Here is a 25,104-nt window from a genome sequence, read left to right on the forward strand (position 1 = left end):
TGGCGACCATGATGCAGCTGACCCGGTGGATCGCCGGCCAGCCACTTCCGTGACCAGAGCGTCCCGGTGTCCTCAAGGACCATGAGTATGGGCTTCAGCGTGACACGGCCAAGCGGCCCAACCGCAGCTCCTACGCTCGACAGCGATGTGTCTCACCCAATCGCACGCCACACACGGCAACGGCTCCGGAGCCAACCCCCGAATGACTTCCGAAGCTGACCACTGAGGGCTTGCAGGCTTCACGGTCAGGCCGGTCTCCTCGTACAGCTCGCGCACCGCGGTTTGGGCGATGGGCTCGCCAGGCTCGCTCTTGCCGACAGGTAGGTCCCACATGCCTTGGGTGAACTTGGCGTTCTGGCTGCGTTGGTGGCCTTGTCGTGGACGATGACGGCGGCAACCAGCAGGGTCATGGACTCGAGGGCGGGCGGGAGGGCTTTGGGCTGGTCGTCGGTTGTCGGCTGAGCCGCTCTCACCTCATCCTTTCGTGTGTCGCGTCCAGGTACTCCTTCACCGGGCCCGCCAGTTCCTTGTAGAACGGTGTGCGGTCGGCGGCCTGCAGTACCTGGGCGCAGATGGTCAGTTCTGCCATGCGTGCGGCTGGGGTGTCGAGGATGTGGGCGAGGGTCTGGCGGACGCGTGCGGCCGTGGCGGGGGTGTGGAGGGAGTAGAGGTAGAGCTGGGCGGCGTCGAAGGCGACCGGGGCTTGCCCCCAGCCTTCCCAGTCCAGGATGGTGAGGTCGGGACCGCCGAGATTGGACCAATGGAAATCGCCATGGGCGGTGGACCACTCGATCTGACCGACATCGCAGCCTGTGTATTCGGGGACGGCCCGGCGGATGTACTCCTCGCGTACGGCGATGCGCTCGGTGTGGACCTTGGCGAGGGAGTCGAGCGCAGTCCGGAGCCCCGCCCACCATGCCTTGGGAAGGGCCGGATCGTGTTCGAGGACCGGTGAGCGGGCGATGACGGTCGCGTCCGTGTGCTGATACAGCTCGGCACGGTACGCCCAGCCGGCGGCCTGCCAGTCGTGGACGTCGTCGAGGACAGGACGGGGAATCACTGGAGGAAGCAGCTCCTGGGCGGTCTTCGGGCCGTCCCAAAGTTTCCCGTGTGCCTTGTCGGGGCGCCCCGAGACGACGCGGAGCCAGCCGGTGCCCTGCGCGCTGGTTACGGCTCCGGAGAGGGTCCGGCCGGCGTAACCCCAGATGGGTTCTGCGGCGAGGTCGATCAGCGTGAGAGTGGTGCACACGAATGCCCTGGCGGTACGCATGCGTCGGGCGGTGGCGTCGTCAGGCGCCGAGAACATCGATCACCTCATGCAGGGTCTTGTCCGGGAGCGAAGGTAGAGCGAGGACGCGATGGGCGGCCTCCCAGTGTTGCGCATGCCCGGAACCCAGGAGGATCTGGTTCACCCCCGGGGTGGACGCGGTGACGCGTAGCGCTGCCTCGGCCGACGTGGCGCCTGGGGCGATGAGTCGGGCGAGCTCGGCGGTGACCAAGGCGGGGAGTTCTCCGCCGTGCAAAGGCGCGGAGATGAACGTGTCCAGGCCGGCTGCGGTCGCCTCAGCCAGAGGGCCGGTGCACTCCAGGGCGTGGGCGACCGGTTTCAGCATGACCAGCGATACGGGGAGCTGGATGGCAACCAGGTGATGCCCGGGGCCTCCGCGGCAGGTAGCGATGTCGAGCACGTCAGCGACACTGAACGTGCCGTCGAAGCCGGTCCAGGTGGCGACGCCGTAGCCTCCGATTCGTCCAGCGCGGGCCTCGGCTTCGAGAGCGGTGAAGGCGCTGGTGATGGCGTCGTGAGGGCGGTCGGCTCGTTCGGGGTTGTGGACGAAGACGATGTCCGGCGCGCGGCCCAGCTCTGCGACGTTGCGGCGGCTCTGCCAGGCGACGTAGCGGTGTGTGAGGCAGTGGCCTGAAGCGGCTTCGGTCGGTGTTACGGCTCCCGCGTCGCTGGCAGCTGTCGCAATGTCGGGGGTGAGGAATCCGACCTTCGTCGACACACGCAGACCCGGGTTACCGACGAGCACTGGCTGGAGCCGGGTCTGGGCGCGGCCGTGGTGGTAGTTGGGGGCGGTGTCGATCCAGGATGCCCCGCAGGCGACCGCGTGGACGGCCGCCTGAGGAATGTCCCGACACCGGTATGTTCCCAGTGCGAGGTCGGGGGTCACGGCTCGCTCACCGCCGCGACGTTTGCGTTGACCAGTTCCGTGACGAGCCCGGCGACCTGTCCGAGAGTGAGGCCGCTCGTTTCCGCGAGGTGCCCCAGTGGCGTCGAGGAGCCGTCGAGGAGAAGGGACAGCACAGCGCGCACGGACGGGGCGAACGTCCACTCTTCGCCGCCGGCGAGGAGCACGGCCTGGCCCTGATCGTTGTCAGTTAGTTGGGCTCGCGCCGTGGTGAGCCGGACATGCACGTCGTCCCTCGCCGGTACGGTGCCGAGGAACGGCAGTGACGGCATGGGGCGGCCCGGCTCGATGCCGTCCCGCGCGGTGAGGAAGTCTCCGATCGCTCCGTCGTGGAGGGCATCCGCGACTTCCTTGCGGAGGAGTTCGAGGTAGGCGGCCTGTTCCTGCGGCGGGGCGAAGACGGGCAGGTGCGCACGTACGGTTTCCGACGTTCGCAACCGGTCCGAGAGCCAGCCCAGCAGATCGGCGCCGGTCGTGGTCTGGAGTCCGCACGTCAGGTGCAGGGATCGACCCTCGGCGGCCGCCACCGCGTGCCACCAGCCCCGGGGCAGGTACAGCATGTCGCCGGCGCCCAGGATGATCTCTTCGATGGACTCGTCTGCCGGAGGTTCCGGGGCTTCGGTGTCACGGTGGAGCGGGTTGATCCGGGTCGGCCCGTACAGGCGCCACCGCTTGGCTCCATCGAGTTGGACCACGATGACGTCGTGATCGTCCCAGTGGGTACCGAAGCCCTCCGTCGCAGTCCAGGAGGCGTACGCGTTGATCTGGACACGGCCGCGGAAGACCGCTTCGAGGGCCTGCGCCAAGCGTTCAGCGGGCTGATGGAGTTCATCCACGGAGTCCAGGACCAGTGAGGCGCCGTCGTGGAGTTGGCCGTGCAGCCGCGAGGGCTGGACGCGCTGCCACACCACGTTCCTGCGGGTGGTGACAGCGCTGGCGTAGCGCTGCCAGGGGATGAGTTCCCCGTCGCGGTGAAGACGGAGGCGAGGCGGTTCAAGGCGGCCCCGGCCGATGACGGTGTTGAGGTCGTCCCACGTCAGGACAGACGAGAAGTCCGCGATGCTGCGCCAGACGCGGTAAGTGCGGCCGAAGGCCCCAGTGGGGAAGTCCCCACCGAGGCGTTCGACCACCTTCAAGAAGGCGGTCACTTCTGTCGGCTCCGCTCAGTCGTTGGTGTCGGAGACACCGGTCGAGCCGCCGTCGGAGGGCTGCTCGGCACGGGCACGGGCGGCGGCGATGGACTTCCGGGAGACGATCAGCCCGTCCTCGGCGGGCTGCATGACGACGTTCTCGGGCATCGTGCACTCCTGTTTCTCTCGGCCTCCTCCCACCCAGCCAGAGCGAGAGGTCTTGGCCAGATCCGCTGTGCCGGTTGCAGACAGCGCATCTGGAGCGGCGCCCGCCCACATGGGGAGACGAGAGGACGCCGTACCGCCCGGCGCCGTCCTTCGGTATACCGGGCGGGGTCGTGGGTGCTACAGGGAGGCCCGCAGGCCCTCCAGGACGAGCGAGAGCAGCGCCGTGTCCAGCTCAGTGGCCTCGACGGCGGCTCGCCCTTCGGCGTGCCACTGCGCGAGTCGTCCGCGCCACGCGGCCTCGGCGCGCATGACTTCGGTCCGGATATCTGCCAGCGCCAGATCGGTTTCCGTGCGTAGCCGCACGAGGTCGGCGGGGGTCAGGCGCAGGGTGCGGACGGTGATCGTGCCCTGCATACGGCGAGGTACGGCCAGCTCCACGCATTGCTCCGGATCGGCGACGCCCGCCAACTCGTCTTCGGGCAGCAGTCGCAGGGTCAGCACGTCGGGACCGCCAGCTCCGCCCAGACGGTTTTGCCCCAGCGCTTTTTGTCGTAGCCCCAGCGGTGCGACAGCGCGTCGATCAGTACGAGGCCGCGCCCAGCCTCATCGCCGGCATCGACCGGACCCATTTTCGGCAGAGCCTGGGATTTGTCGGTGACGCCGATACGCACGAGGTCGTTGGTGACGCGCCGGATGGACACCCGGATCAAACGGCATGGAGTGTGGCGGACTGCGTTGCCCACCAGCTCGGAGACGATCAGCGTGCCCGCATCGGCCATCTCGCCTATGCCCCAGGTGTTCAGTGCGGCCGACACGAGTCGTCGGGCACGGCGGGCCGCCTCGGGCTCACAGGGGAGGGTTTCGGTGTAACCGGGCGGTCCGACTGTGGTGGGTCTGGTCATGACGCTCACGGGGTCGTCTCCTCGGGGCTGGACGTCCCGCTCGCAACGGGGGTACGAGCGGGACTCTCCTCCATTGCCGCCGAGGGGAGCCTGGCCTGCCCGGCGACGCCAACGACCGTACGGAGAGCCGGAGTTTCGCCTCAACGAAATTGCGGGGAATTGCGCAACGTCATCCGAGGGAGTCGATCGCGGCGTTAATCAAGGAGCGGGCGGCGTTGCCGTGGACGGCCATCCTCGTCAGTTCCCCGAACGCCTTGCGATAGTCGGCGACTTCGCGCGGTTGCACCACATTGACCTCGGCCGTGAGGGTTTCCACGACGCTGCGCGTGCCGTCATGCAGGTAGAACGCCTCCAACGGCCACATGGTCCTCTGCGCGGTGAAGGGAATGACGCCCAGGGAGACGGACGGGAGCGGCATCACGGTCAGCAGATGCCTCAGCTGTCCGGCCATCGTCTCGGCGTCGCCCACGCGATAGCGCAGGACGCACTCCTCCATGAGCACGACGAACCGGTGTCCGCCCTCGTACAGGAACCGACTCCGGGCGACTCGGGCCGCGACAGCCTCGGAGATGTCGTTGGGGGTGCCCTGGAAGTCGGTGATGGCCTCCATCAGGGCCGTGGCGTATGCGGGAGTCTGGAAGAAGCCGGGCACGACGTTGGAGACGTACGCGCGAGTGACGCCGCGCTGCGCGTAGCGGTCGTTGATGTCCTCCTGCGTCTTACGCATGCCGGTCCGGTGGCTCCTGCGCCACTCCACGTACATCGAGTCGACGGCGCGGGCCGTGGCGATCAGGTCGTCGGCCTGGTCAGCGGCGGCGCAGGCAGCACACCAGGCGCGGATGTCCCCGTCGGTGGGCTGTACCTCGCCCTTTTGGATGCGGGTGGTCTTCGCGGGGTGCCAGCCGCACCGGGCGGAGAGTTCCTTCCCGGTGAGGCCGGCGTCCTTGCGAAGGTGCGTCAGGCGTACGGCGAGCGCTTCACGGGCTGCCTGAGCGCTGGACGAAGGAGAGGCGGGCATGGGGTGAGGTGCGGGTCAGACGGTGTACTTCTCGTGGTCGACGGCACGCTCCCATACGGCCTCGAAGGCGTCGGAGCAGAGCTTGGCCACGGCGGGGTCCTCGCTGAATTCCTTGGGCGGATCCGCCCAATCACCGTCCCCGGTGAAGATGTTGAACTGCACCAGGCGGTCGTCGAACAGCCAGAAGTCGGCTCCAGGCAAGGCGATGTCCACGGCCCGCCGACGGGGCAGCCAGCGCACCAGCTCACCCGCCTCGACGTTCAGCGGGGTGGCAGCGTGCTCCCACCGGATGTAGTCCGTCACGGGCTCGGAAACGATCCTGGCCCGACGCATCACCACACCACGGCCAACGGCCTCCCGCACTACGCCCAGCCAGCCAGGCCACCACCGCGCCGTCGGATCGAGATCGACGTGGCCAGTGTGCTTGAACTCCTCGAACTCCTCCGCCTCGTCACCGACGCCGTACGCGTCACGCATCTCCAGATGCACCGCGCTACGGCGCGTACCGGCCAGCAGCTCAGCGAAGCTCGGCACGCCGCTCTGCGACATCGCACGCCTCCCTCAGAATCGGCACCATGCGGGCCGGGATGCGGATCACCGTCTCGTGGGCGGGGATTCCCACCGCGTGACCGGCGACCCACTCCGTACCGCTGACCAGTGCCTCCAGCGCTTCCTCGGCCTTGATGCCCTGGAGGACCAGGTCAGCCGTCTCCTCTTCCACCCACACCGTCGGCGAACCCTCGCCCCCGGTGTTGGGGTCGATCCCGATGAACTGTAGGTCCACGATGCCCTCCCAGATCAAGTCGGTTGCGCGTTCTTGCGTGCGACGCTTTCGAAGGGGGCAAGGGTCGTCAAGGGCGCGGGGAAGGTTTGGTGTGACGTTGGCTTGAACCCACCGACTCTCAGTCGCAGAAGCGCGGGGCGCACGGTGAAACCACACGGCGCCTACCGGTGCTTTCGATGCTGCTGTTTGGTGGGGGTCGCCGCCACCGCCGAGAGCGGGGGGCTCCCGTTCTGCTGGTTGGGGACCGAGCCTGCGATGGTCGAGCGTCGGCGGGCGGCTTCGGCGCGGCGGTTGGGGGCCGGGTTTCGGCTGGTGTGCTGGATGCGGGTGATCAGTACGCGGGCGGGTTGTCGGGCGGTGGTCAGCTCGCGTTGTGCGGCGGCTTCCTTGAGGAGCTGGTGGGGTTGGTGACCGCGGGCTTCGGCGTCGGCGAGGACGGTGGCAAGCGCGGGCCAGGCCGGGTCGGCGAGGATCTGCTCGGCGTGGTCGGGGACGGCCGCCCGTACGTCGTTCGCGAGAACGCGGCGGGATTGGTCCCTGGGCGGTCGGGCTGCGAGTTCGGTGAGCGTCTGGGTGACGGCGCGGTCTGCGGCTGTCTGGAGGTGCTGGACTGCTAGGCGGGCGGCGTCGGTCTGGTGGGTGTGGTCCTTCGCTTCGTGCCAGCGCCGGGCGACGATGGTTGCCCAGACGAGGGCTGCGAGCAGGGCGGCGAGCGTGCTGCCGTCGGGGCCGGTGGCGGTGTGGACGATGTCGCGTGCCGCGCTTCGCACGGTGTGGGCGGCGCGGTCTTCGGCGCGGATCTGGGAGCGCTGGGCTCGGGCGAACGCCTTGGATGCGGCTTGGAGTTCTGTGCGCAGATTGTCGGGTGCCTTCTGGGCGGTGGCTTCGAGTAGTTCGCCGAGGGCTGCGATGTGGGCCTGGGCATGTGTGTCGTCGGCGAGGTCGGTGTGGAGGGTGTCGAGCGCGTCGGTGGCCTGGTGCCAGGGGGTGCTGGGGCGGTTGCGGCGGGCGGTGGGGTGCTCTTCGGGCTGGCTGTATTCGAGGCGGGCCTTGATCTTGGGCAGGGAGAGGTCGGGGGCGATCTTGCCTCCGGGGTGGAAGATCTGCTCCTGGTTGTCGTTGAGGTCGCCGGGGCGGCCGACGGCGTAGCCGAGGAGGTCGCCTGACGGGCCTTGCCGGGCCTTGACCTCGATACCGTCGGCTTCCAGGTAGGCGATGAATTCTTCGGCGTTGGTCACGTGGGGGATGGCGGCGCGGATGCGGTCCTGGAGCCATTCGGGGCTGGTCTGTTCCCAGCCGAGGCGTTCGGCCTTGTGCATCTCGGCTTGGGTGGGTCGGCGGGCGCCGGTGCGGTCGACCTTCTTCAGCCTGCGCAGCCCGTAGTCCCTCTCGATGTCGCGGCAGGCATCGCTGACGCGCAGGCCGCTGTCGTGGAGTTTGGGGCGGCGGCCGTCCTCGCGGACGGTGGTGGCAAGGATGTGGATGTGGTCGTCGGCGTGGCGTACGGCAATCCAGCGGCAGGCCAGGTCGTCACCGGCCGGGGCAATACCGGCCGCCTCGACGATGCGCCGGGCTATCTCGCCCCACTCGGCGTCGGAGAGGTAGCGGTCCTCGGGAGCGACGCGAACAGGGCAGTGCCAGACGTGGTCGGTGACCTTCTTGCCGAACTCGCTGTTCCGAAGTTGAACGGGCGCGTCAAGGTAGCGGGCGAGTTCGGTGAGGGTGGCGTCCTCGTTACGGCCGGGGTCGGGCATGCCGAGCATCGCGAAGCCTGCCACGATGTGCGGGTCGGTGTGCTCGTCGTGCCGGCCGGGACCGTAGAGGTAGGCGAGCAGGCCGCGGGTGTTGGCCCCGGCTGGTTTGATGGCGGCGATCACGCGGCTGCCTCCGTCTCCGGATCGATGGGCTGGCGCAGGGCCTCGGCGATCAGCTCCAGCAGGTCGTGGAGTTCGGTCAGGCGCTGGCGGAGGTCGGGCGGGGTCTGGTCGCTGTTGAGGGCTCGGGCGATCTGGTTGACGTTGACGCCGATCCGGTTGATCTGTCGCAGGACCTGGGCGCGGAAGATGTGCGTACGGCGGCGGTCCTCGGACAGGGGCAGGTTGGCGGTGAACCGACCGGTGACGAAGGCGAGGACGATGTCGGCGGCGAAGCCGGAGTCACCTTTATAGCCATGCTCGATGGCTGCCTGCTGAAGCTGGGTGTGTTCGTTGCCGGTGAAGCGCAGGGGACCAACGCGGACCACGCGCTTGGTGCCGGTGAAGCGACGGATGGCGGGCTGCACGCTCTGCACGACGGTCTCGCCGGCGGAGGTCTCGGCGGTGCGGGCGGGGTGGAGGACTTCGCTCTGGACGGCATGGAGTGTGTCCAGGTCGAGGCCGCCCTCGGCCCCGACCTCCCGGTTCGGCGCCCCCTGGCGCCGGGCTTCCTCCGCCACCCCCGGGGCGGAGACCCCCGAAGACCGGCCTTGAGTCGGACTCGGGGTACTACTGGCTCCGCCAGGGGCACCCCGTCCGAACGCGCGCCGCAGACGGTTCATCAGCGTAGGGGACTTCGCCTGAGGCAGCAGCTCGTCCAGGGTGTGGTCGGGGCGGTGCGGGTCGTGCATGGGCTGGTTCTCCGTGGAGCGCAGGGATTGGCGGGGTGCGGGCCTGCGTGTCCCCGTGCCGGTGAGCACGGGGACACGGAGCTGGGGCTGGGGCGGGTGTCAGCCTGGTCCGCGTGGATCAGGCAGCGTCGGCGTTGGATGCGCTGGTCTCTGCGTGTTACTGGGAGGCGGCTTCGTCGAGTTCGGCCTGGATGACGACCTTCAGTTGGTCTGCCTCCTTCCGGCCGATGGTCAGGCCCCGCGCGCGGAAGGTGCTCTCGATGTGGCGGCGTGAGGCGTGGCCGTTGCGTCCCAGTGGCGCGGTGCGGGCGAGAGTGAGCCGTTCGGTGGAGACCTCGTCGGGCGTATGGGCTTTCGCTGCGGTGGAGGACTCCGGGACCTCCGCCACGTTGGTGGCGCCCGAAGCCACATCGGAAGAATCCCGCGCCACGTCGGCGGGGGTGTGGGCCACGTCGGTAGCCGTCAGCTCTGCCGCTTCTTGGCGGCGGGCGGCGGGATGGCGCCGGATGACGATGTAGAGGTGGACGGCGCCGGCCAGGGCGAGCGGGGCGATGGCGGACAGGGCGCCGACAGTGCGGTCGTCGAGGCGGAGACCGCTGCCTGGGCGGGTCTGCTGGTTGAGGCGGACGGCGTGCAGAGCGTTGGCCCAGATGCTGGTGACGGTGGCGGCGCCGACGAGGGCCCACACGTAGGCGCGGGAGCGCGTAGGGGCGGTGCGGAGCATGAGCAGGGCGCCGACGCCGATGGCGATGAACCCGTCGATCACGAGCGGGAAGGCGTAGGTGAGCAATCCGCGGATGTGGATGGCGACGGCCATCTGCCGCAGGGCGTCGTACGAGAGGGCGAAGGCGAACACGGCGAGCAGGGCGATGCCGAATCGGATCGCGGCGGTGCCCGGTATCGGCGTGGGGGTGGTGGCGGTCGGGGAGGTCAAGCGGAGGCACTCCAGGGGGATTTGCCGGCGGCCACGCGACAGGGGGCGTGGCCGCCGTGAGGTGCGGTGACTCGTACCACTCGTTGCGTGCCTGGTCAGGGCAGGTACGAGAGAAGTGGTGATGCCGAGACGACTCGTTGCGGGCCGCTCACTCGTCCCCGCGCTGACCTGCGCGGGGACGAGTGTGACGAGTGGAGTCGGGTCAGGCTGCGGTGCCGGGGTCGGCCATCGGCTGGGCGGGCTCGGCCGGAGGCTTCGGTCCGGGGCAGTAGCGGGCCCAGGCGTCGAGGAATTGGTTGCGCGCGAAGCCCTTGGCCTGGACGCCGTCGGGGAAGCGGCGGTTGGCCGAGCCGATGCCGTAGTCCTTCAGCAGCACCTGCAGGCCGCGCGGGGTCAGCCCATTGGCGCCGTACTCGGCCCACGGCGCCTCCTTGTCCCCGTTGAGGTACTCCAGCAGGCTGCTCGTCCGCAGCACTGCCGGATCGCCGACAGCGGTGAAGGCCCGGCGGATGTCGATGAGGATGCGGGTGCGCAGACCGCCCTCCTCGTCCTGCCCCGCCTCGTAGTCGGTCATCGCACGGCAGGCGGCACGGGCGAGGGCGGGCCATTCACCTCCGGCGAGGTCGGCCACGATCACCAGCGGCTCCCACGTGTCCGCCGCACGGTCCTCGACCGGCATGACCGGTTCCATCTCCATCGCCCGCGCATGCAGCGGCGCGAGCCAGGCGGTGAGCCGGTTCCGGACGGCGTGCAGGGCGGGGGTGTCCCGGCCGGTACGGAAGGCTGCCACCCGCTCGCCCGGTGCCCGGCGGCGCATCCGGATGACCACGGACCGGTCCATGATCGTGTCGGGCAGGTCGCCGATCCCGGCAAGCGCGGCCATGGCGAAGGTGGGGAACGCCTGCGGCTTGTGCTCGGGGCCGGACACCCGCAGCGTGGGCCGGTTGCGCTGATGTCCGGCGTTGAGCAGGCCGCGCAGGTCCTCGTTCTTCTCCGCTGCCTTGGCGGTGCCGAAGAGGGTGTCGGCCTCGTCCACCAGAAGGGTGGGCGGGTCCTCGTCGGTGATCGAGCGGAAGATCGCCGCTGGGCTGGCGTTGACCGTGATCAGGCGGTTGTGCACCGTCTCGGTCAGCACGTCGAGCAGCCGCGACTTGCCGCACCGCTTCGCCGGCCCCACCACCGCGAGGCGCGGCGCGTGCTGCCAGGCAGGCTGCAGATGCGTCGCTGCCACCCACAGCGTGACCGCGTCCAGGGCCTCCTGCGAGGGCAGGATCACGAACTTCGCTATCTGCGCCCGCAGATCATCCAGCAGCGCCGAGGCGACGGTCGGCTCGGGATTCGGCACCTCCTCCTTGGCAGGCTGGTCCAGCGAAGAGACCTCTGGCGTGCCGTCGTTGTCGGGGGCAGGGGCTCCGCCGGTGTCGTTGCCGACCTGGCCGGGGATGGCGACCGGCGGCCAGGAAGGCTTGTCGGGGGCGGAATGGGACTCGGCTCCGGGGTGTTGCACAGGGCAGCTCCTCATACTGCGGCGCCGGGCATGCCGGCCCAGCGCGCGCGGGTCGTTCAGTGGATACGGGCGGCAGGAGTGTGCTGAGCCTCCGGCGTTGCAGCGCCGGGGCTCGCTTTATCCCGTGGCTGAACACCCGGTGCGTTCCGTGAGGGAACACGGACAGTACGTCCACCCTCGGGCACAGTCCAGCGTTTCTGTGTCAGCTCAGCGCAGAACCGTCTGCTACGGGCCCGACCTCTCACGCAGCCAGCCCCAGCAGGTTCAGCAGGTCGGCGGTCACGACCCGGTATGCGTTGCCGAGTCGCAGCACCTTGCACGGGTACTGGCCACGCTTGGCCAGCTCGTACCCCTTGCTCCGCCCAAGACCCAGAGCGCGGTTGCCAGTCTCCAGGTCAACGGACACCGGCAGTCCTAGCAGCTCCTCCCTGCTCATGCCCTTCGCCCGCTCGACGGGTTCGGTCTCGTGCATACGCACTCCATCCATGACTGAGCCCTCGGCGAACGTGACGATCATTCCCGGCTCCAGGCCACTAAGACCAGGATGGCGAAGCTAATGTGTCTTCATGACACAACATGAATCCGATGCTGGATACGACAACGAGGACGAGGACGACGTCCCCGAGTGGGCTGACCACGTCATGGCCACCGTGGCCGCTGAGGTCCGACGCCGAAGGAAGGAGTTGCGCATGAGCGCCCAGGACCTCGCCGACCGCTGCGAGGAGATCGGCCACCCGATCCCGCGCAGCGTCATCGCCAATATGGAATCCGGCCGCCGCGCCAACCTGCCCCTGGTCGACGTCATGGTCCTGGCCAAGGCGTTGCGCACGAATCCGATCTGCCTCATCTACCCGATCGGTTATATCGCCGAGGTCCAGCGGCTCCCGTACGAGCACCGAATTGCTCCGTGGGAGGCCATGTGCTGGTTCATCGCTCAGGACAGCGGCTCCCTGGCCGACCGCGACATGCTCCGCTACCAGCGCGAGCACATCGAGGCCCTAAGCGAGGCGAACGCCGCGATGGCCAGCGAGAGCTACGCGCAGTACGCCGTCCAGCACGCAACCCGTGCCACACAACGGGCGGAGGCCCTGCGCGACCAGGCCGCCTGCCTGGAGCGCATCGACAAGGCCAAACAACGCCTCCGCGTAGCCCGCTCCTTCATCCGCCGCGACCGCGGCCTGCTCCCCTACCTGCCACCCGAACTCGCCGACGTCGACCCGCCCGTCGGCAACACCACCGAGGAGGACACTCTTTGAAGGGCTCCACCCACCGCCGCTGCTACTGCCGTGACCCCCACACCGGCAAGCCGCTCGGCAAGAAGTGCCCCAAGCTCACGAGCCGCAAGCACGGCTCGTACTCCATACGCCAGGAGCTGCCGCCCCGCGAGGACGGCACCCGCCGCTCCTTCAGCCGTGCCGGCTACGACAGCCTCAAGGCTGCCCAGGCCGACCTCGACCATGTCCGCGCCCTGCTCGGCCTCGTCGGCGTCGACGACGCCGAGGGACTGGCCCAGATCGCGGAGCTGCTGGAGAAGGTGGCCGAGGAGAAGGCGCCACTGCCGGACATCGAGGCGACCCGCAGGCGCCTCAGTCACGGCCTGGACTTGACCAGCCGTCTCACCGTCGGTGAATGGCTGGACATGTGGCTGGCGGGCAAGAAGGGGAGGCAGAGCGCCATCAGCCGCGACGAGAGCAACATCCGGGTGCACCTCAAACCGCGGATCGGGCACCTGCGGCTCGACCGTCTCCGGGTCACCCACCTCACGGAGATGTTCGAGGCCATCGCCGAGGCCAACGTTGAGATCGCGGAAGGAAACGCCGCACGGCGTAAGGCGTTCGAGGATCTGGCCCAGATCCGCTGGAAGGGCCGGGAGCATCGCGCCCGCCGCAAGGTGATGAAGGCGGCCATCGAGGAGATGGAGCCCTACCGCCGCATCGTGGGCCCAGCTACCCGCCAGCGCGTCCGTTCCACCCTGCGGGCCGCGTTGAACGCCGCGATCGCCCAGCAGCTCATCACCTTCAACCCAGCGGCCCACGTCGAGCTGGAGGCGGGCAAGCGGCCCAAGGCACTGGTGTGGACGGACGAGCGCATCCTCCACTGGAAGCGCACTGGGGAGAAGCCCTCGCCGGTGATGGTCTGGACGCCGGGGCACACCGGCGTCTTCCTCGACCACGTCGCGGAGGACCGACTGTATGCGCTGTTCCACCTGATCGCTTTCCGCGGGCTGCGGCGAGGCGAGGCGTGCGGGCAGAAGTGGACCGACACCAACCTCGATGCCGGTCTCATCACCGTCGCCAAGCAACTCGTCGTGGACGGCTGGGAGGTGTATGAAGACGACCCCAAGACGGACGCCGGCGCCCGCACCATCGCGTTGGACTCGGACACGGTCCAGGCGCTGAAGCGGCACCGCGCCCAGCAGGACAAGGACCGCAAGGAGTGGGAGAGCGCCTGGGTGGAGTCCGGCCGCGTCTTCACCAAGGAGAACGGCGAGATGCTCCACCCCGCCAACGTCACACGGCGGTTCGTCGAGCTGTACGAGGAGATCGGTCTCCCGCCGGTCCGGCTCCACGACCTCCGCCATGGTGCAGCGACGCTGGCCCACGCGGCCGGTGCCGACCTGAAGGACATCCAGGAGATGCTCGGCCACTCCTCGATCACCATCACGGCCGACACGTACACGAGCCTGCTGCCCGAGGCGGATCTGGCTATCGCCGAGGCCGCAGCCCGGCTCGTACCGCGCGCTCGCGCCGCCTCCAAGAACGCCGCTCCGGAAGCTCAGGGCGAGGCCGAGGCGGCGGAGGCGAACGTGCCGGACGGTGCTGATCCGTCCGGAGAAATCTCGGGGCCTGGCGCGCCGTCCGCTCACGCACCGCTCACGCAAACGGCCCCGGACGAGGAGTCCGAGGCCGAGTAAGAGCCCTCCCTGGGGAAGAAACCCCAGGTCAGAGCGGTAATGCGTTGTGCCCCCGGCAGGATTCGAACCTGCGACACCCGCTTTAGGAGTTCGATCTACGCCCGCCTCTGGTGCCGCCGTCGGCTGATCCGACGGTCGCCCAGGGGCGCCGCTGTGTGCCGCCGTCCGGCCTCGTTGATGTCAGCCGTGGATGTCAGAAGTCGTCCTGTGAGCAGCGGCTAACGGTTGATCGGGATCTCATAGACGATCTCGCAATGAGCGGCGGGCACCACGATGTCCGCTGTCTCCACGGGCCGCCCCTGGTCGCTGTAGTACGTCCGCCGGATATGCGTGACGAGCGCGGCCTTCTGGATGCCGAGTATCGACGCTTCGTCGGCGGTCGCCTGCCGCGGCTCGGGCTGCTCCACGGCGTGGCTGACGGTGACGCCGATCGCGGCCATGCGGTTCACGACACCCGCCCCGGCGTACGGCCCACCCTCGGGGAGGACGACGAGAGTGCCGGCGGTGAGGTCGTACGGCTCCCAGCTCGTGGACAGCTGCACCGGCCTGCCGTCGGCCAGGAACTCGTACGTCGTCCGTACGCACAGGTCGCCCTCGGTGATGCCGAGCCGCGTCGCGATGGCCGCCGGCGCCGGGACCTTGGCATCGGTCCGGCTCTCCCAATCGCCTTGCTTGCCAACGGCCTTCATGTCTGCGCGAAACGGCGAACCGCTGGGCTGCTCCCGGGCCGATGACCGGACGACCCGGACCCGCTGCCGGGGCTCGGCGACATACGTGCCCGATCCGGCCCGCCCCTCCAGCACACCTTGGGAGATCAGCAGTTCCTGCGCCCGGCGGACCACGTTCTCGCCCACGCCGCACTCCTGGCCGATCTGGGCACGGGAGGGCAGGCGGTCCCCCGGCTCCCATACGTGCTCCGCGATCCGCCGCCGGAGTTCGTCGGCGATACGGAGATAGGGCGGCTGCTCAGGCATATGGAAAATCTAGTCCACTAGCTCTAACCTAGTTAACTAGCTTCACTGAAAGTGATTCGCTGGCGACGGAGGCTGCCCTGTGCCCGCTTCGGGAGTTAGCGCGGCGGCCATCGCTGCCCGGCTGTCCGCCGTCGGGCTCGTCGCGCGAGTGGAGGAGCACGACCAGTACACGTCAGTCGAAGCGGAGGTGCCGGAATCGCTCTCCGCCGATTTATGGCGGGAGGTCCTGGAAGCGGTGGCGGAAGCCGATCGGTTCGGTCTCGTCGCCACCAACCTGAACGGCCGCACCCTCTGGGCGGTCGTACGCAAAGCGGTCCCCACGACGGGCGATGTCGGGGGACCAGCCATCAGCGATAGGAGCTGAGTAGCGTGCTCAACCGTATCCGCCGTGCCGTCTCGCTCACCAGAGCGCGGTATGCCCCCAAGGGCCGGCACCGTCGTCTCTTAACTTCCTCCTGGCCGACGGCTACTGCCGGGCTCTCTGCGCCTGGTGAGGGACTGGCAGCGGCCTTGGGGCAAGCCCCAGACACCGAGTACCGCGCGGACTTGCTCTCGGGCGAGGACAACGCGCTCGTCCGCCCGTACGTGCTGGCCTGGGAGAAGCGAGTACGGCCGCGCGCGGTGGTCGTCGCTTCCCATCTGTCGGCGGAAGCCTGGTCGGCCTTGGCGGGGGTCAGCTGATGCCTTCCCGCCAACAGCCCCGCATTGCGGACACTTCGACCACCGCCTACCGGTCGACCGCATGCCGGATTGGTACGCACTCTGCCTGTGCGGAGTCCTCCCCCGTCTCGGCACCGATCGACCTGCCGGTGGTCTACGAGGCGTGCGACTGCCCGTGCCATTCCACGCTTGCCCAGTCCGCGCCGTCGGAGGTGAAGCGGTGAGAGTCCCTGCCCCCGTCGGCGCACTGGCATCCAACGTCGAGGTCACCGCGACCACGGTTCGGCGCGGCGACATCATCCAGGTCGGCGGCCGGGCATGCCGCGTGGACAACCTCTTCCAACTGCCCAACGGCGCCAAACAACTCCTCTTCGAGTCGGGCGAATTGCTGACCATACACACGCGAACCCGGCTCGCCGCCGTGCGGATGCTGCGAAGGCGGTGACCCGCTCCGTGCCTTCACGCCATCACGACATCGCCGACGATCTCCGGCAGCAGATCACAACCGGTCGCATCAAGCCCGGCGAACGTCTCCCGTCCGAGGCCGACCTCGCCGACCGCTACAAGGTCAGCACGGTGACTCTGCGGAGCGCCCTCGCGGTCCTCCAGGGCGAAGGTCTCGTCGAGAAGATCCACGGCAAGGGGAACTTCGTTCGTCGCCCACCACGCAAGATCGTGTACGTCGGCGGATGGGGGACGCTAGACCCGTGGACCGCTGCTGATGCGGCCCTGCGTGTCACCGTGCGCACCACCTCGGTTCCGGCAGACGGCCATCTGACGACGTTGCTCAAGGTGCCGACGGGCAGTCCACTCACTGAGTTCTTCTGCGTCAGCCACGAGGAAGAGTCACCGCGCGGACTGGCCCGCATCTACATCCCGCACGACCTGCTCCCGGCCGGAGTGCTGGACGACGAACCCTCCTGGCAGGAGACCGCCCTACGACTTGCCGTTCTGGGCTCGCAGCCGGCAACCGTCCGGGAGACGGTATGTGCCCGCCCACCAACACCGGACGAAGCATCGGCCCTCCGGACCGGCTCCTCCAAGACAGTCCTCGCGATCACACGCGTCGCGACCGACACCACCGGGCGAGTCGTAGAGGCCGCCCTTCTGGCCTTCCCGGGGGATCGCGTCGAAGCCGTCTTCACCACCCACCACATGACCGATGAGAGGCAGACGCAAGGATGACGGCACCGAAGGAACTCCGACTCCTCCCTTGGCCGGGGCCGGAAGGCAAGCCCTGCTACCTAAACACCGACGACACGGGCGGCTACATGTCCCGCCTGGCGGACAACATCGAAGCGGTGCAGCTGGGAACGGCAGCCGAACTGTTGGAACATGCCTCGGACACCCTCGACGACCAGGACCAGGGCCCGGAGGACCTGCGACGGTTGGCCAAGGAACTGACCGGGGCATTGCGAGACGTGCTCCGCGTTGCGACAAGTCGCGGCCACCTCCTGGCAGTGAGCGACCCTCATCGCCCCTGACGTGAGCGACTGCGTTTAGCAACTGCCGACGGTGACCTTCCGTCCCATCCCGACAGGGAGAGGAACCCGGACGCGATCCCGGGCTTCTCTCTCCCGTCGCGTTATGCCGATCCCTGTTCCTCCCAGAACACACTGTCAGCTTCTTTTCGAGCGCCTCAGCAGCAGGGGAACGTCGGGGGACAAGTCACCCTCCGCCCACGCCCGGACCTCTCGGCTCTTGCCTACCCGATTGAGCCCGCGCCGTGCTTCCCCCAGGACGGAAGCGCCCCAGTCGTCGCTGTTCCATCCGCCGTCGGCTCGGCATATCTCAACATCGAAGAGGACTTCCCGGCGGACGTCGGCCTCGCGTAGACCTATGATCCGCAATTGCATCAGCGAGGGCGCAGCTGCCCAGGTCCTGCGGCTTGCCGCCACCAGGTGCGCCCCCAGCAGTCCGGCATACGCCTCGTTGAACTCGGTCTTCGGCCAGGCCTTGGCCGACAGCCTGCCCGTGGGGGTGGTGTGAGGCATCTTCTCGGGAAGCACCTGCGGTCCCGGCAACAGGACTCCAATTGTTGCCTCGGAGCCGCAGGCATCTACCGCCACAACCTGTGATGGGCTGTCCCGGAAGACATCGAAGATGGCAGTCGTGACGGCGGAGCGCTCGCCGCGACAGAGGTCGTCCCACTGGGCGTCGGCGAGACTTTGACGTTCCTGTTGATCTCGCTGTGCGCGGACGTAGGTGTCTACTGCACGCCTCTCCCCGTAGTCGCGGGCCTCCCTGCGGATCTCTCGTTGCCGACCGCGCTGCCACCAGCGTGCCTCGGTCTTGCGGCGTGCCCATTCCCTCTCCATGAATGGCTTCGCGTCGACCGGGTCGGGCTCGGGGACCAGCAGTCGCTGGGCTTCGGTGAATCGCTGGTGCCCGACGGCCATGAGTCGAGTCAGCTCCTCCAGCGCGGCAGCCGCCTCGGCCGCACGGACCCCAACGCCGGCCGCAGCCTGGCTCGCAGAACTCCGGCGACCTACCCCTGCCGTGCGCCGCCGCCCACCGCTGCCGAGGGCCACATCGATGATCTTGTTCTCGGCTGCCCCGACTGGATGGGTGACGACATACGCGGTGCGGCTCACCTGCTTGGTTGGCCGGGGTGTCACTGCGTTCTTCACGGTCCGCACGGGATGCATGGCCCGGCGCACGGACCGAGGCGTCGCCTTGCGTACCGACTTACGGACCATGCGTCGAGCAAAGCCCATCCCTACCTCCTCCAGAGGCCCAGAGCCGAAGCCTACGACTGGAGGAGCCGGCGTGGCGCCCGTTGTACTCGCCGCGCACCGGTTCCTCGGAAGAGTCGGCGGACATCACGCCAGCACGGGCGCTCGTGCCGGCACCATCCGACGCCGTTGATCGATGTCAAACGCGGATATCAGTCGCGTATTGGTGATCGTCCGCCGTTGCCCCTCATTCCGTGGCGACGGCGACAGCCGGACCGGCCAGGCGTAGCGTCAGGTTCCGGGGTGAGTCGATCTGTGGCACGGCGACCTCTTCGTCCCGAAGCAACTTGGGCGGGGGCCGTGCCTTGGGCTGGTGTGCCCCTCACCTGTGCTAATGGTCCGTAGGCGTCCGCGCTCGTCCGCCGCTGTCTGTCGGCGTTGTCACGCACTTAGACACTCACGCTGCTGCGCCCTTGCGGCCGTTGCTACGGCGGTCGGATGCACTATGGCGCGTATGAATACCGCTGTTGTCGCCCGTCGTCGGACGGAGCCTTCCTCAATCCTGCCCCTCACGTCCTTCCTCCCAGCTCTCGCCGAGCGTCGTTCAATAGCTTCGCGGCGCAAGCCTCGGGCGATGGCGTGCCGCCCCAGCGGCGCTGGATTACCGCATCACCAGCGACTGCGGTGGGCCCGGTAGCGAGTTGGACCGGGGGAAGCCAGATAGAGACTGCCCCTTCAGCTGCAGTGATCACCTGTACAGCCCCTCGGGCCAACCGAGCCTTGGTTTGTCTCTTGATGGACTCGTTCAGACCAATAACGATATCCTCGATTTCTCCGACAATTGTTTCATCGCTGAGCCCTTTAGTGCTCAGGCCTGCAATCATCTCCTGGAGCTGGGCTCGGCGACCTGCAACCTCCGGATGGGCGACAATATCGACTGTTCTCTGCAGGACTTCTTTGTCGTCTTTTCCGTCATCCGGTACGACAAGGCGTGTGACGACCAGCTTGGCCAGCCGTTGCTGTTCAGCTGAGGAAACGCTAGCGAATTCGCGTCGTTTTCCAGGCTCGACCTTTGTGTTCCTGTGAAAGAACGGAAAGGTTCTCACGATCTCCCATTCGCGGTCGAAGCGATCTGGTTGCGCGTATACCGCGACGGCACGTACGTCCTGATGCTGGATCGAGATGTCGTCGCGGATATCATCCAATATCACTCGTCGCGTCACCCCGAGTGCATCTTGCTCTGGGTCCGTGCTGAACTCGCGCTCGAACTGCTCTCTGCGGGAGCTGTTCCATTCGACTCGCTCGACGAAGGGGTCAGCGATCTGCAACAGCTCCATCAGCCGGGTGGGATTCCAGCATTCCTCCCACCGGGCCAGGTCGTCGTTGGACGGAACCGGAACCACAAGGCGGTCGTACAGGAGCAAATCCGCGACGAACGCGCGCTTCTCAAGGTGATCTGCCACTGAGTAGCAACCCCAAAGGCGGAGTGCCATGACTCTCCTCCAGAGCAGTTGAGACTAGGGATCAAACTCAGGACATCTCACTTCTTTGAGGTTTGCAACCGCACGGCCGCGCGCTCGCTGGAACGCTGGTCCCCATCGCTCACGCAGCGGTGGACTCTCGATGGCTGGGACAAACGCTGGTGACTGCGATCAGCAGCGATTTACTGACCACAAGTCCCGCTGACCAGCGGGTCTAACGAAGCCCACGACTCTGACCAGCTCAGACGCCGCGGGCTTCTGTCGTTGTTGGTTGGAGTCGTGTGTCCTTGCACGGCCCAGGGACAGTCCAGGGCTGATCCCTATGGATTGGCCCGTTTGGTCGACAGACGACGCAATTTTCACGGGGCCGCCTGGGCCTCAGCCGACGACAGCCAGCCACGTCGGAGAGTGCGCCGACAGACTAGGCGCGCGTGTTTCTCGCCGCACCCCCACTGGCCTCAACCACGGTGCAGTGCCGTCGACGGGAGTAAGCCGCGCCGGGCCGGCCTTGGGAACGGCGCACAGTTGATCGCCTCGCAAAGCTCTCAGCTTGGGAAGCTGCGGTCATTTGGCGTTGGTCCGGGCGCTGACCTGGGCAATCGACTGAAGTGCAGCCTGGTCGGGCCCCGTTGTATTCACCGTGGTTCCCCGCTGTTCCCCGCTCGATCTGGTGCGGTTGTGGTGCACAGATACGGGGCTCGATTGGCCAATCACGTTTGGAACGGCAGAAGAAGCCGCTGCATGTGGGGGCCTTCTACGCCTGACCCGAGGGGGCGGCTGACGATTCCGAGCCCCCTTCGGCCTGTCCTTCATCTCCGTCCTGGTCCTCCATGTAGATGTAACCAGGAGGCGGAAGTGTGAGGTCGGCTTCTGGAATCGAGAGGCTCTGGCGCATCAACAGGAGCATCTTCAGCTCAGCCTCGTCGTACTTCTGCTGCCGGTCGTGGAAGCTGCGGTCGTCGGGGGCGTCATACTCCCCGAATTGGCCCCAGGACCAGGCTGCGCCGTAGGCAGCGGAAGCTGCAGCCGCCACGGCGCGATCGGCGTAGAACTCCAGTTGTGCGAGCTTGGCGAAGGCATGAGACTGCCAACCTTCTGGCAACTCAGGTGCGTCCGTGAAGCCATAACAATGGTCGTAAGCGGTCCTGGCTAGCGCTTTCACCGCTTCGTAAAACTCTACGTACGATCGCCGACGGTGCTCGAAGGTCCGGGCCTCGTCCTCACGAGCCCAACGTTCGCGCTCGCGTTGTCGCTCACGAGCCCAGGCGACGGTTTCACGGCGATCCGCCCAGCGCTGTGTAATCAGGGCGCTTGTGGTCCCTGCGACTAGCGTGGCTGCCACGCCTATGCCAGCCACTACGAGCGGCACCCAGAGGGGAGTAGATGTCACTCCTCAATAGTTGCCGGTGACGCTGACCGAGCGCTCTACAACCCCGTAAGGATCTTCCTGACGTCATCCCGTCTGCCGTTGTCCCACACGCTTTCCAACTGTGGTGGTGGGGTGTTGGGGTGCGGGCGGGAGCGTTCACCTGGGTTCATGGGCGGATGGCCGGAGTGCGGGAGGCTGCCTCTGGTCTCGCCTGAACGTCCGCGAACGGCGGTGAATGAGACGGAAACTGAGACGGTGGCGACCGGCCCGGCGCTCGCTCCTGCCCAGGTGCGCGCTCAGAGATGGCTCGCCACCGCGGTCTCGACTTCGGTGCGAGTTGGGGGGCGAGGCGTGCCGCCCGAGGTGCCCCCAGGTCTGTCCACCATGAGGCCGGACAAGTTCTCATTGATGGCCGAGAAAATCGAACACGTGCTTGAATCTGGCCATGCGATCGTTCCCCGACGACCTTGCCCAGGCGCAGCAGGAGTGGAGTTCCACCTACCGGCAGCTCGCCGAGCGGCCCGGCCGTACCGAGCTGCGCCGGCGTCTGTACCGGCTGTCGGCTCAGCTGTTCTTCCATCCCTACTGGCAGCATCGGCGCCCAAACCCCGTGGCGTGGTGGGAGCTGCGTGAACTGGGACGATCAGATGCGGACGTTCGTGAACGGCTTCATCAATGACGTGTTGGGATGAGGGGCCGCATGTGCCAGATGATCCTCAAGGCATGCCCGGCCCGATTCACGTGATCGTGCATCCGCCGTCGCCCAGAGCCGGCCGACGCGTGCGCGTGGACGGCGAGATCCTCGGGCTGGCCCACAACGTGGCCGACGTCGCTGAGTTCCTTCGCCGGGCAGGACTGGAGATCGATCCGGCGGAGGTGGCGGAGTCGCCGTGGATCGACTGGTGCGGTGTGGGGCCTGAGCGCTGGGGCCCGGCGGCGAGCGTCTGACGTACCGGAGGCAACGCACCTTGGAAGCACAGGCTATGTGGCCGCTCGATGCGTAGCGAACGCCTGCTCTCAGCTTGGGCAGCATAGGTGATTCAGGGCCAGAAGCCTTGCTGACCTGCGGTGGAATGGTGCTGACGCCCTATGGGCAATGGCTGCGTCCTCGGTGTCCCCCGTGGTTCCCGCGCTATCTGGCGCGGGGCTGGCACGAGTTGGGAGGGTACAGAAGTGTCCTTTACCTACGCCTCCGGCGGAGAGCTCCGACCCTGGCCCCGGACTCGTTCCCGCCGACCCCGCCGACTCCCGCCCCCGCAATCACCCACTTGGCCTCCACACCGAGACACCTGCGCTAGCGTGCGGTGATGTGGTGGTGGCGGTAGCCCGCGATCGGGCAGTTCCCGCCTTTGCCCGTTCTCGTCGACAGGGAGTGCTCATGCACGGCCTCATCAAATGCGGCGCAGTGACGACTGGTGCACTGTCCGCGGTCCTCGGCTTGGTGCCTTCCCCAGCCCATTCCATGGCCGCTCTCCAGCCCGCCCAGACCACTCTTGTCTCAACAATGAATCCCTCGCTGTACGGGGAGCTGGTCAGATTCGTCGACAGGGTCTGCCCGGCGAACCCAAGCAGCACGTCGCCGACACCCACCGGCACCGTGACGTTCCAAGAGGGCGATATGGTGCTCGCCCGAGGGGTCCTGTTTCCAGTCGGTGGCACCGGTCCGTGCAGCATGACAATGGTCGTGATTCGCTTCATGCGTCTCGGCACGCACACCGTCACCGCCCTCTATTCAGGTGACGTCAACTACAGCTCCGGTCCGTTGGAGTCCGTGCGGCAGAGCGTGAGGCGGAGGCTGCCGACAGCGTAGGCACCCAAGCGCCCCGCTCGCCTGCGGCGTCATCGTTGTCCCCAGCATCCGGCATGGGGCGACGAACACCAGGCCGCAGGCAAAGGCGCAGCCGGTGGAGGCCCAATAGGTTGCGTCACCCCCGGGGCAATCTTGAAAACCGTCGTGGCGCGAGCCACCGTGGGTTCAAATGCCACACCCGCCGCCACGTGTGAGGTCGCCTGACCAGGCATATCGGTCAGGGGCCGTCGCGTTGTGCGGTGCCCGCTCGGCACCGTGGTTTCCCGTGGTTCCCCGCACATTCGGGCGCGGTTGGGGCACGGGCGCCTTCTGATCCGTAGCTCTAGCGAGATCGGTCAGGGACGGTCATACAGGTCGCGATTCGGCTGCACGGGGACGCTGCGGGGTGGGGTCGGTTGCTGTGGTTGCTGTATCCGGCTGCTGTACAGCAGGATCCTGGTGGGGGTGGCGGCGTGGAGCGGGAACTACTCGAACGGCTGCTGGTTGGCGACGACGAGGCGTCCGTGGCCGCTCTGGCTGGGCTCCGCTGCGGCGGTTCCCACGTGGTCTGGGAGGGGACTACGGCTTCTGAGCCGCTCGCCTTGATCTATGGACGTCGACTGCGGCACATGTGCCGCCGGGGCATTGAGACCACGAACTTGGCATGCGCCGTGGAGCTGCTCGGCCGGCATCAGCAGCCGGTTCGCTTGGGACAGATCAGGGCTGCCGATGGCTCCTGGACGTTCATGCTGTTTCTGACCGAAGACGGCGGGAGGCTGATCGCTTGCACCGGCGTTCGGCGGTCCCACGTCTAAACCTCAGCCGACGAAAGTCAGCCACGATGGCGGGTGCGCTGACCGATCAGGCGCGCGTATGTCTCGCTGTACCCCCGCCGGGCTCAGCCACGCTGCCGATGCCGTCGACCAGGGCAAGCCGCGACTGCCGGTGCGTGACCACGGCGTCGGAGCCCTCAGCTTGGGAAGCTCAGGTGATCTGGGGTTCGCTACGGGACTGGCCTGCGGCGGAGCGGCATTGGTGGCGGGCGGGGAGCCGACTGGTTCCCCGGTGCTCCCCGTGGTTCCCCGCACGATCTGGCACGGGTCTGGCACGACCTCTGCTGAAGATCCACCGTCTGGGGTTTGCGATCACCTCTCCGTCACGCGGGGCTCAGCTGCTTGACGACTGCCTCGGCCACGGCCCTGGCGCTGCCCGGATTCTGACCCGTAATCAGGCGTCCGTCCTCGACTACATACGTGGCGAACGGCTCGTCGGCCGTGCTGTAGTTGGCGCCGAGCTTTCTCAGCTCCTCTTGCAGGTTGTAGGGGACCGCTTGTGCCCTGTTCGCCAGTTCCTCTTCTGGCCAGGAGAACCCGGTGACCCTCTTGTCCTTGACCAGGGGTTCCCCGTTGCTCAGAGTCACGTTGAGCAGGCCCGTGGCGCCGTGGCAGACGGTCGACACGACTCGGCCGGTCTCGTAGAACCTGGCCATTAGGTCTTCCAACTCTTGGCTCTGCGGGAAGTCGAACATGACCCCATGGCCACCGGTGAGGTAGATGGCGTCGTAGTCCTCGCTATTCACCTCGGAGATTTTCTTGGTGTCCTCAAGGAGGTCCATGAACTTTCTGTCCGCGTAGCGCTTTTCAGTCCCTAGCTCCGCTAGGACCTCGTGCGACAGGCTCTCCGGATCGATGGGAACCTTGCCGCCCGATGGGCTTGCAATGTCCATGGTGAATCCGCGCTGCTCGGCGACGTCCCAGAAGTGAGTCAGCTCCCCGAGCCAGAGCCCCGTCCGCATGCCGACCTTCTGATATTCATCGACGTTGGTGACGATGACTAGGATCTTGGTTTTGGTTGCGGGCATGATGACGCACCTCCGATTACCTCCCCCTCCTTTCGACCGTAGGCCTGGAGGGTTCGGTCGGCAACGCCGCTGTGGCGAACGGCTCTGTAAAGCTGGGCACCCGAAGTAGCGATTTGCGTTCACAGTGCGACGATTGCGGAG

Annotated in this window: 29 protein-coding genes and 1 pseudogene; 10 read left to right on the forward strand and 20 right to left on the reverse strand. The window is 67.5% G+C overall.

What is annotated here, in order from left to right:
• Window positions 1-72: 72 nt before the first annotated feature.
• The 15 genes and pseudogenes from AV521_RS53040 to AV521_RS40600 all read right to left on the reverse strand — a co-directional run bounded on the left by AV521_RS53040 (window position 73) and on the right by AV521_RS40600 (window position 11,712).
• Window positions 73-410 (reverse strand): annotated as a pseudogene (locus AV521_RS53040) (NUDIX domain-containing protein).
• Window positions 411-469: 59 nt separating this feature from the next.
• Window positions 470-1,270, reverse strand: a complete 801-nt coding sequence (locus AV521_RS40540; RefSeq protein ID WP_256725901.1) for a hypothetical protein — start codon at window positions 1,268-1,270, stop codon at window positions 470-472.
• Between the two features lie 19 nt (window positions 1,271-1,289).
• Entirely contained in the window at window positions 1,290-2,174 is an 885-nt protein-coding gene (locus AV521_RS40545) for an aldo/keto reductase (RefSeq protein WP_076096276.1), read from the reverse strand.
• A complete protein-coding gene (locus AV521_RS40550) occupies window positions 2,171-3,340 on the reverse strand; it encodes a cupin domain-containing protein (protein WP_076096277.1) in 1,170 nt (389 codons plus the stop codon). The genes AV521_RS40545 and AV521_RS40550 overlap by 4 nt, the downstream gene beginning before the upstream one ends.
• Before the next feature lie 15 nt (window positions 3,341-3,355).
• Window positions 3,356-3,490: a hypothetical protein gene (locus AV521_RS51790; protein ID WP_256725902.1), complete on the reverse strand. Its 135-nt coding sequence runs from the start codon at window positions 3,488-3,490 to the stop codon at window positions 3,356-3,358.
• Between the two features lie 177 nt (window positions 3,491-3,667).
• A complete protein-coding gene (locus tag AV521_RS40555; RefSeq protein ID WP_256725903.1) occupies window positions 3,668-3,991 on the reverse strand; it encodes a hypothetical protein in 324 nt (107 codons plus the stop codon).
• On the reverse strand, window positions 3,985-4,392 hold the full coding sequence (locus AV521_RS40560) for an ATP-binding protein (protein ID WP_076096362.1): 408 nt from the start codon (window positions 4,390-4,392) through the stop codon (window positions 3,985-3,987). Before AV521_RS40560 ends, AV521_RS40555 begins: the two co-directional genes overlap by 7 nt.
• Before the next feature lie 169 nt (window positions 4,393-4,561).
• Window positions 4,562-5,410 carry a helix-turn-helix transcriptional regulator gene (locus tag AV521_RS40565; protein WP_076096281.1) on the reverse strand — a complete coding sequence of 283 codons (849 nt, stop codon included), beginning with the start codon at window positions 5,408-5,410 and terminating at the stop codon, window positions 4,562-4,564.
• A 15-nt stretch (window positions 5,411-5,425) separates the two neighbouring features.
• Entirely contained in the window at window positions 5,426-5,959 is a 534-nt protein-coding gene (locus tag AV521_RS40570) for a DUF6879 family protein (RefSeq protein ID WP_076096283.1), read from the reverse strand.
• The gene (locus AV521_RS40575; RefSeq protein ID WP_076096364.1) at window positions 5,928-6,194 is read right to left on the reverse strand and encodes a hypothetical protein; all 267 of its coding nucleotides are present in this window, start codon (window positions 6,192-6,194) and stop codon (window positions 5,928-5,930) included. The genes AV521_RS40570 and AV521_RS40575 overlap by 32 nt, the downstream gene beginning before the upstream one ends.
• Window positions 6,195-6,355: 161 nt before the next feature.
• Window positions 6,356-8,071 carry a relaxase/mobilization nuclease domain-containing protein gene (locus AV521_RS40580; RefSeq protein WP_076096285.1) on the reverse strand — a complete coding sequence of 572 codons (1,716 nt, stop codon included), beginning with the start codon at window positions 8,069-8,071 and terminating at the stop codon, window positions 6,356-6,358.
• Window positions 8,068-8,628 (reverse strand): MobC family plasmid mobilization relaxosome protein, encoded by a 561-nt coding sequence (locus AV521_RS40585; RefSeq protein ID WP_076096287.1) that lies wholly within the window; start codon window positions 8,626-8,628, stop codon window positions 8,068-8,070. The genes AV521_RS40580 and AV521_RS40585 overlap by 4 nt, the downstream gene beginning before the upstream one ends.
• A gap of 328 nt (window positions 8,629-8,956) precedes the next feature.
• The gene (locus tag AV521_RS40590; RefSeq protein ID WP_256725904.1) at window positions 8,957-9,733 is read right to left on the reverse strand and encodes a DUF2637 domain-containing protein; all 777 of its coding nucleotides are present in this window, start codon (window positions 9,731-9,733) and stop codon (window positions 8,957-8,959) included.
• 202 nt (window positions 9,734-9,935) lie between these two features.
• Complete coding sequence (locus AV521_RS40595; RefSeq protein ID WP_076096292.1) at window positions 9,936-11,240, reverse strand: DUF3631 domain-containing protein; 1,305 nt, start codon at window positions 11,238-11,240, stop codon at window positions 9,936-9,938.
• Between the two features lie 241 nt (window positions 11,241-11,481).
• Window positions 11,482-11,712 (reverse strand): hypothetical protein, encoded by a 231-nt coding sequence (locus tag AV521_RS40600; protein ID WP_179023764.1) that lies wholly within the window; start codon window positions 11,710-11,712, stop codon window positions 11,482-11,484.
• Window positions 11,713-11,806: 94 nt separating this feature from the next.
• Between AV521_RS40600 and AV521_RS40605 the strand changes: the two genes are divergently transcribed.
• Both AV521_RS40605 and xerC read left to right on the forward strand, forming a co-directional pair.
• Window positions 11,807-12,496, forward strand: coding sequence for a helix-turn-helix domain-containing protein (locus AV521_RS40605; protein ID WP_076096295.1), 690 nt, complete (start codon window positions 11,807-11,809; stop codon window positions 12,494-12,496).
• Window positions 12,493-14,154 (forward strand): tyrosine recombinase XerC, encoded by a 1,662-nt coding sequence (gene xerC / locus AV521_RS40610; RefSeq protein WP_076096297.1) that lies wholly within the window; start codon window positions 12,493-12,495, stop codon window positions 14,152-14,154. Before AV521_RS40605 ends, xerC begins: the two co-directional genes overlap by 4 nt.
• A 218-nt stretch (window positions 14,155-14,372) precedes the next feature.
• Here xerC and AV521_RS40615 read toward each other — a convergent pair whose 3' ends face one another.
• Window positions 14,373-15,128 carry a GntR family transcriptional regulator gene (locus AV521_RS40615; protein WP_076096298.1) on the reverse strand — a complete coding sequence of 252 codons (756 nt, stop codon included), beginning with the start codon at window positions 15,126-15,128 and terminating at the stop codon, window positions 14,373-14,375.
• 79 nt (window positions 15,129-15,207) lie between these two features.
• On the opposite strand from AV521_RS40615, the gene AV521_RS40620 reads away from it, so the two are divergent.
• The 5 genes from AV521_RS40620 to AV521_RS40645 all read left to right on the forward strand — a co-directional run bounded on the left by AV521_RS40620 (window position 15,208) and on the right by AV521_RS40645 (window position 17,272).
• Window positions 15,208-15,492 (forward strand): hypothetical protein, encoded by a 285-nt coding sequence (locus AV521_RS40620; RefSeq protein ID WP_076096300.1) that lies wholly within the window; start codon window positions 15,208-15,210, stop codon window positions 15,490-15,492.
• Window positions 15,493-15,638: 146 nt separating this feature from the next.
• On the forward strand, window positions 15,639-15,809 hold the full coding sequence (locus AV521_RS51795; RefSeq protein ID WP_256725905.1) for a hypothetical protein: 171 nt from the start codon (window positions 15,639-15,641) through the stop codon (window positions 15,807-15,809).
• Window positions 15,810-16,008: 199 nt separating this feature from the next.
• Window positions 16,009-16,233 (forward strand): hypothetical protein, encoded by a 225-nt coding sequence (locus tag AV521_RS47175; RefSeq protein WP_079249650.1) that lies wholly within the window; start codon window positions 16,009-16,011, stop codon window positions 16,231-16,233.
• On the forward strand, window positions 16,230-16,973 hold the full coding sequence (locus AV521_RS40640) for a GntR family transcriptional regulator (RefSeq protein WP_076096308.1): 744 nt from the start codon (window positions 16,230-16,232) through the stop codon (window positions 16,971-16,973). Before AV521_RS47175 ends, AV521_RS40640 begins: the two co-directional genes overlap by 4 nt.
• Window positions 16,970-17,272 (forward strand): hypothetical protein, encoded by a 303-nt coding sequence (locus tag AV521_RS40645; RefSeq protein ID WP_076096310.1) that lies wholly within the window; start codon window positions 16,970-16,972, stop codon window positions 17,270-17,272. Before AV521_RS40640 ends, AV521_RS40645 begins: the two co-directional genes overlap by 4 nt.
• 135 nt (window positions 17,273-17,407) lie before the next feature.
• Here the strand turns inward: AV521_RS40645 and AV521_RS40650 are convergent, their stop codons facing one another.
• The 3 genes from AV521_RS40650 to AV521_RS48910 form a co-directional block, all read right to left on the reverse strand.
• The gene (locus tag AV521_RS40650) at window positions 17,408-18,418 is read right to left on the reverse strand and encodes a hypothetical protein (protein WP_143658736.1); all 1,011 of its coding nucleotides are present in this window, start codon (window positions 18,416-18,418) and stop codon (window positions 17,408-17,410) included.
• A gap of 614 nt (window positions 18,419-19,032) precedes the next feature.
• Window positions 19,033-19,956, reverse strand: coding sequence for a hypothetical protein (locus AV521_RS48905; RefSeq protein ID WP_143658737.1), 924 nt, complete (start codon window positions 19,954-19,956; stop codon window positions 19,033-19,035).
• Between the two features lie 742 nt (window positions 19,957-20,698).
• Window positions 20,699-21,313, reverse strand: coding sequence for a hypothetical protein (locus tag AV521_RS48910; protein ID WP_143658738.1), 615 nt, complete (start codon window positions 21,311-21,313; stop codon window positions 20,699-20,701).
• A 445-nt stretch (window positions 21,314-21,758) separates the two neighbouring features.
• On the opposite strand from AV521_RS48910, the gene AV521_RS40665 reads away from it, so the two are divergent.
• The 3 genes from AV521_RS40665 to AV521_RS53045 all read left to right on the forward strand — a co-directional run bounded on the left by AV521_RS40665 (window position 21,759) and on the right by AV521_RS53045 (window position 23,123).
• Window positions 21,759-21,992 (forward strand): hypothetical protein, encoded by a 234-nt coding sequence (locus tag AV521_RS40665; protein ID WP_079249651.1) that lies wholly within the window; start codon window positions 21,759-21,761, stop codon window positions 21,990-21,992.
• Between the two features lie 44 nt (window positions 21,993-22,036).
• Window positions 22,037-22,261 carry a hypothetical protein gene (locus AV521_RS40670; RefSeq protein ID WP_179023766.1) on the forward strand — a complete coding sequence of 75 codons (225 nt, stop codon included), beginning with the start codon at window positions 22,037-22,039 and terminating at the stop codon, window positions 22,259-22,261.
• 556 nt (window positions 22,262-22,817) lie between these two features.
• Window positions 22,818-23,123 carry an Ig-like domain-containing protein gene (locus AV521_RS53045; RefSeq protein ID WP_371917105.1) on the forward strand — a complete coding sequence of 102 codons (306 nt, stop codon included), beginning with the start codon at window positions 22,818-22,820 and terminating at the stop codon, window positions 23,121-23,123.
• Window positions 23,124-24,258: 1,135 nt separating this feature from the next.
• Here AV521_RS53045 and AV521_RS40685 read toward each other — a convergent pair.
• Window positions 24,259-24,963: a type 1 glutamine amidotransferase domain-containing protein gene (locus AV521_RS40685; RefSeq protein ID WP_076096323.1), complete on the reverse strand. Its 705-nt coding sequence runs from the start codon at window positions 24,961-24,963 to the stop codon at window positions 24,259-24,261.
• Window positions 24,964-25,104: the final 141 nt, after the last annotated feature.

This window comes from Streptomyces sp. IMTB 2501 (assembly GCF_001953885.1).
In the GTDB taxonomy this organism is placed as follows: Bacteria; Actinomycetota; Actinomycetes; order Streptomycetales; family Streptomycetaceae; genus Streptomyces.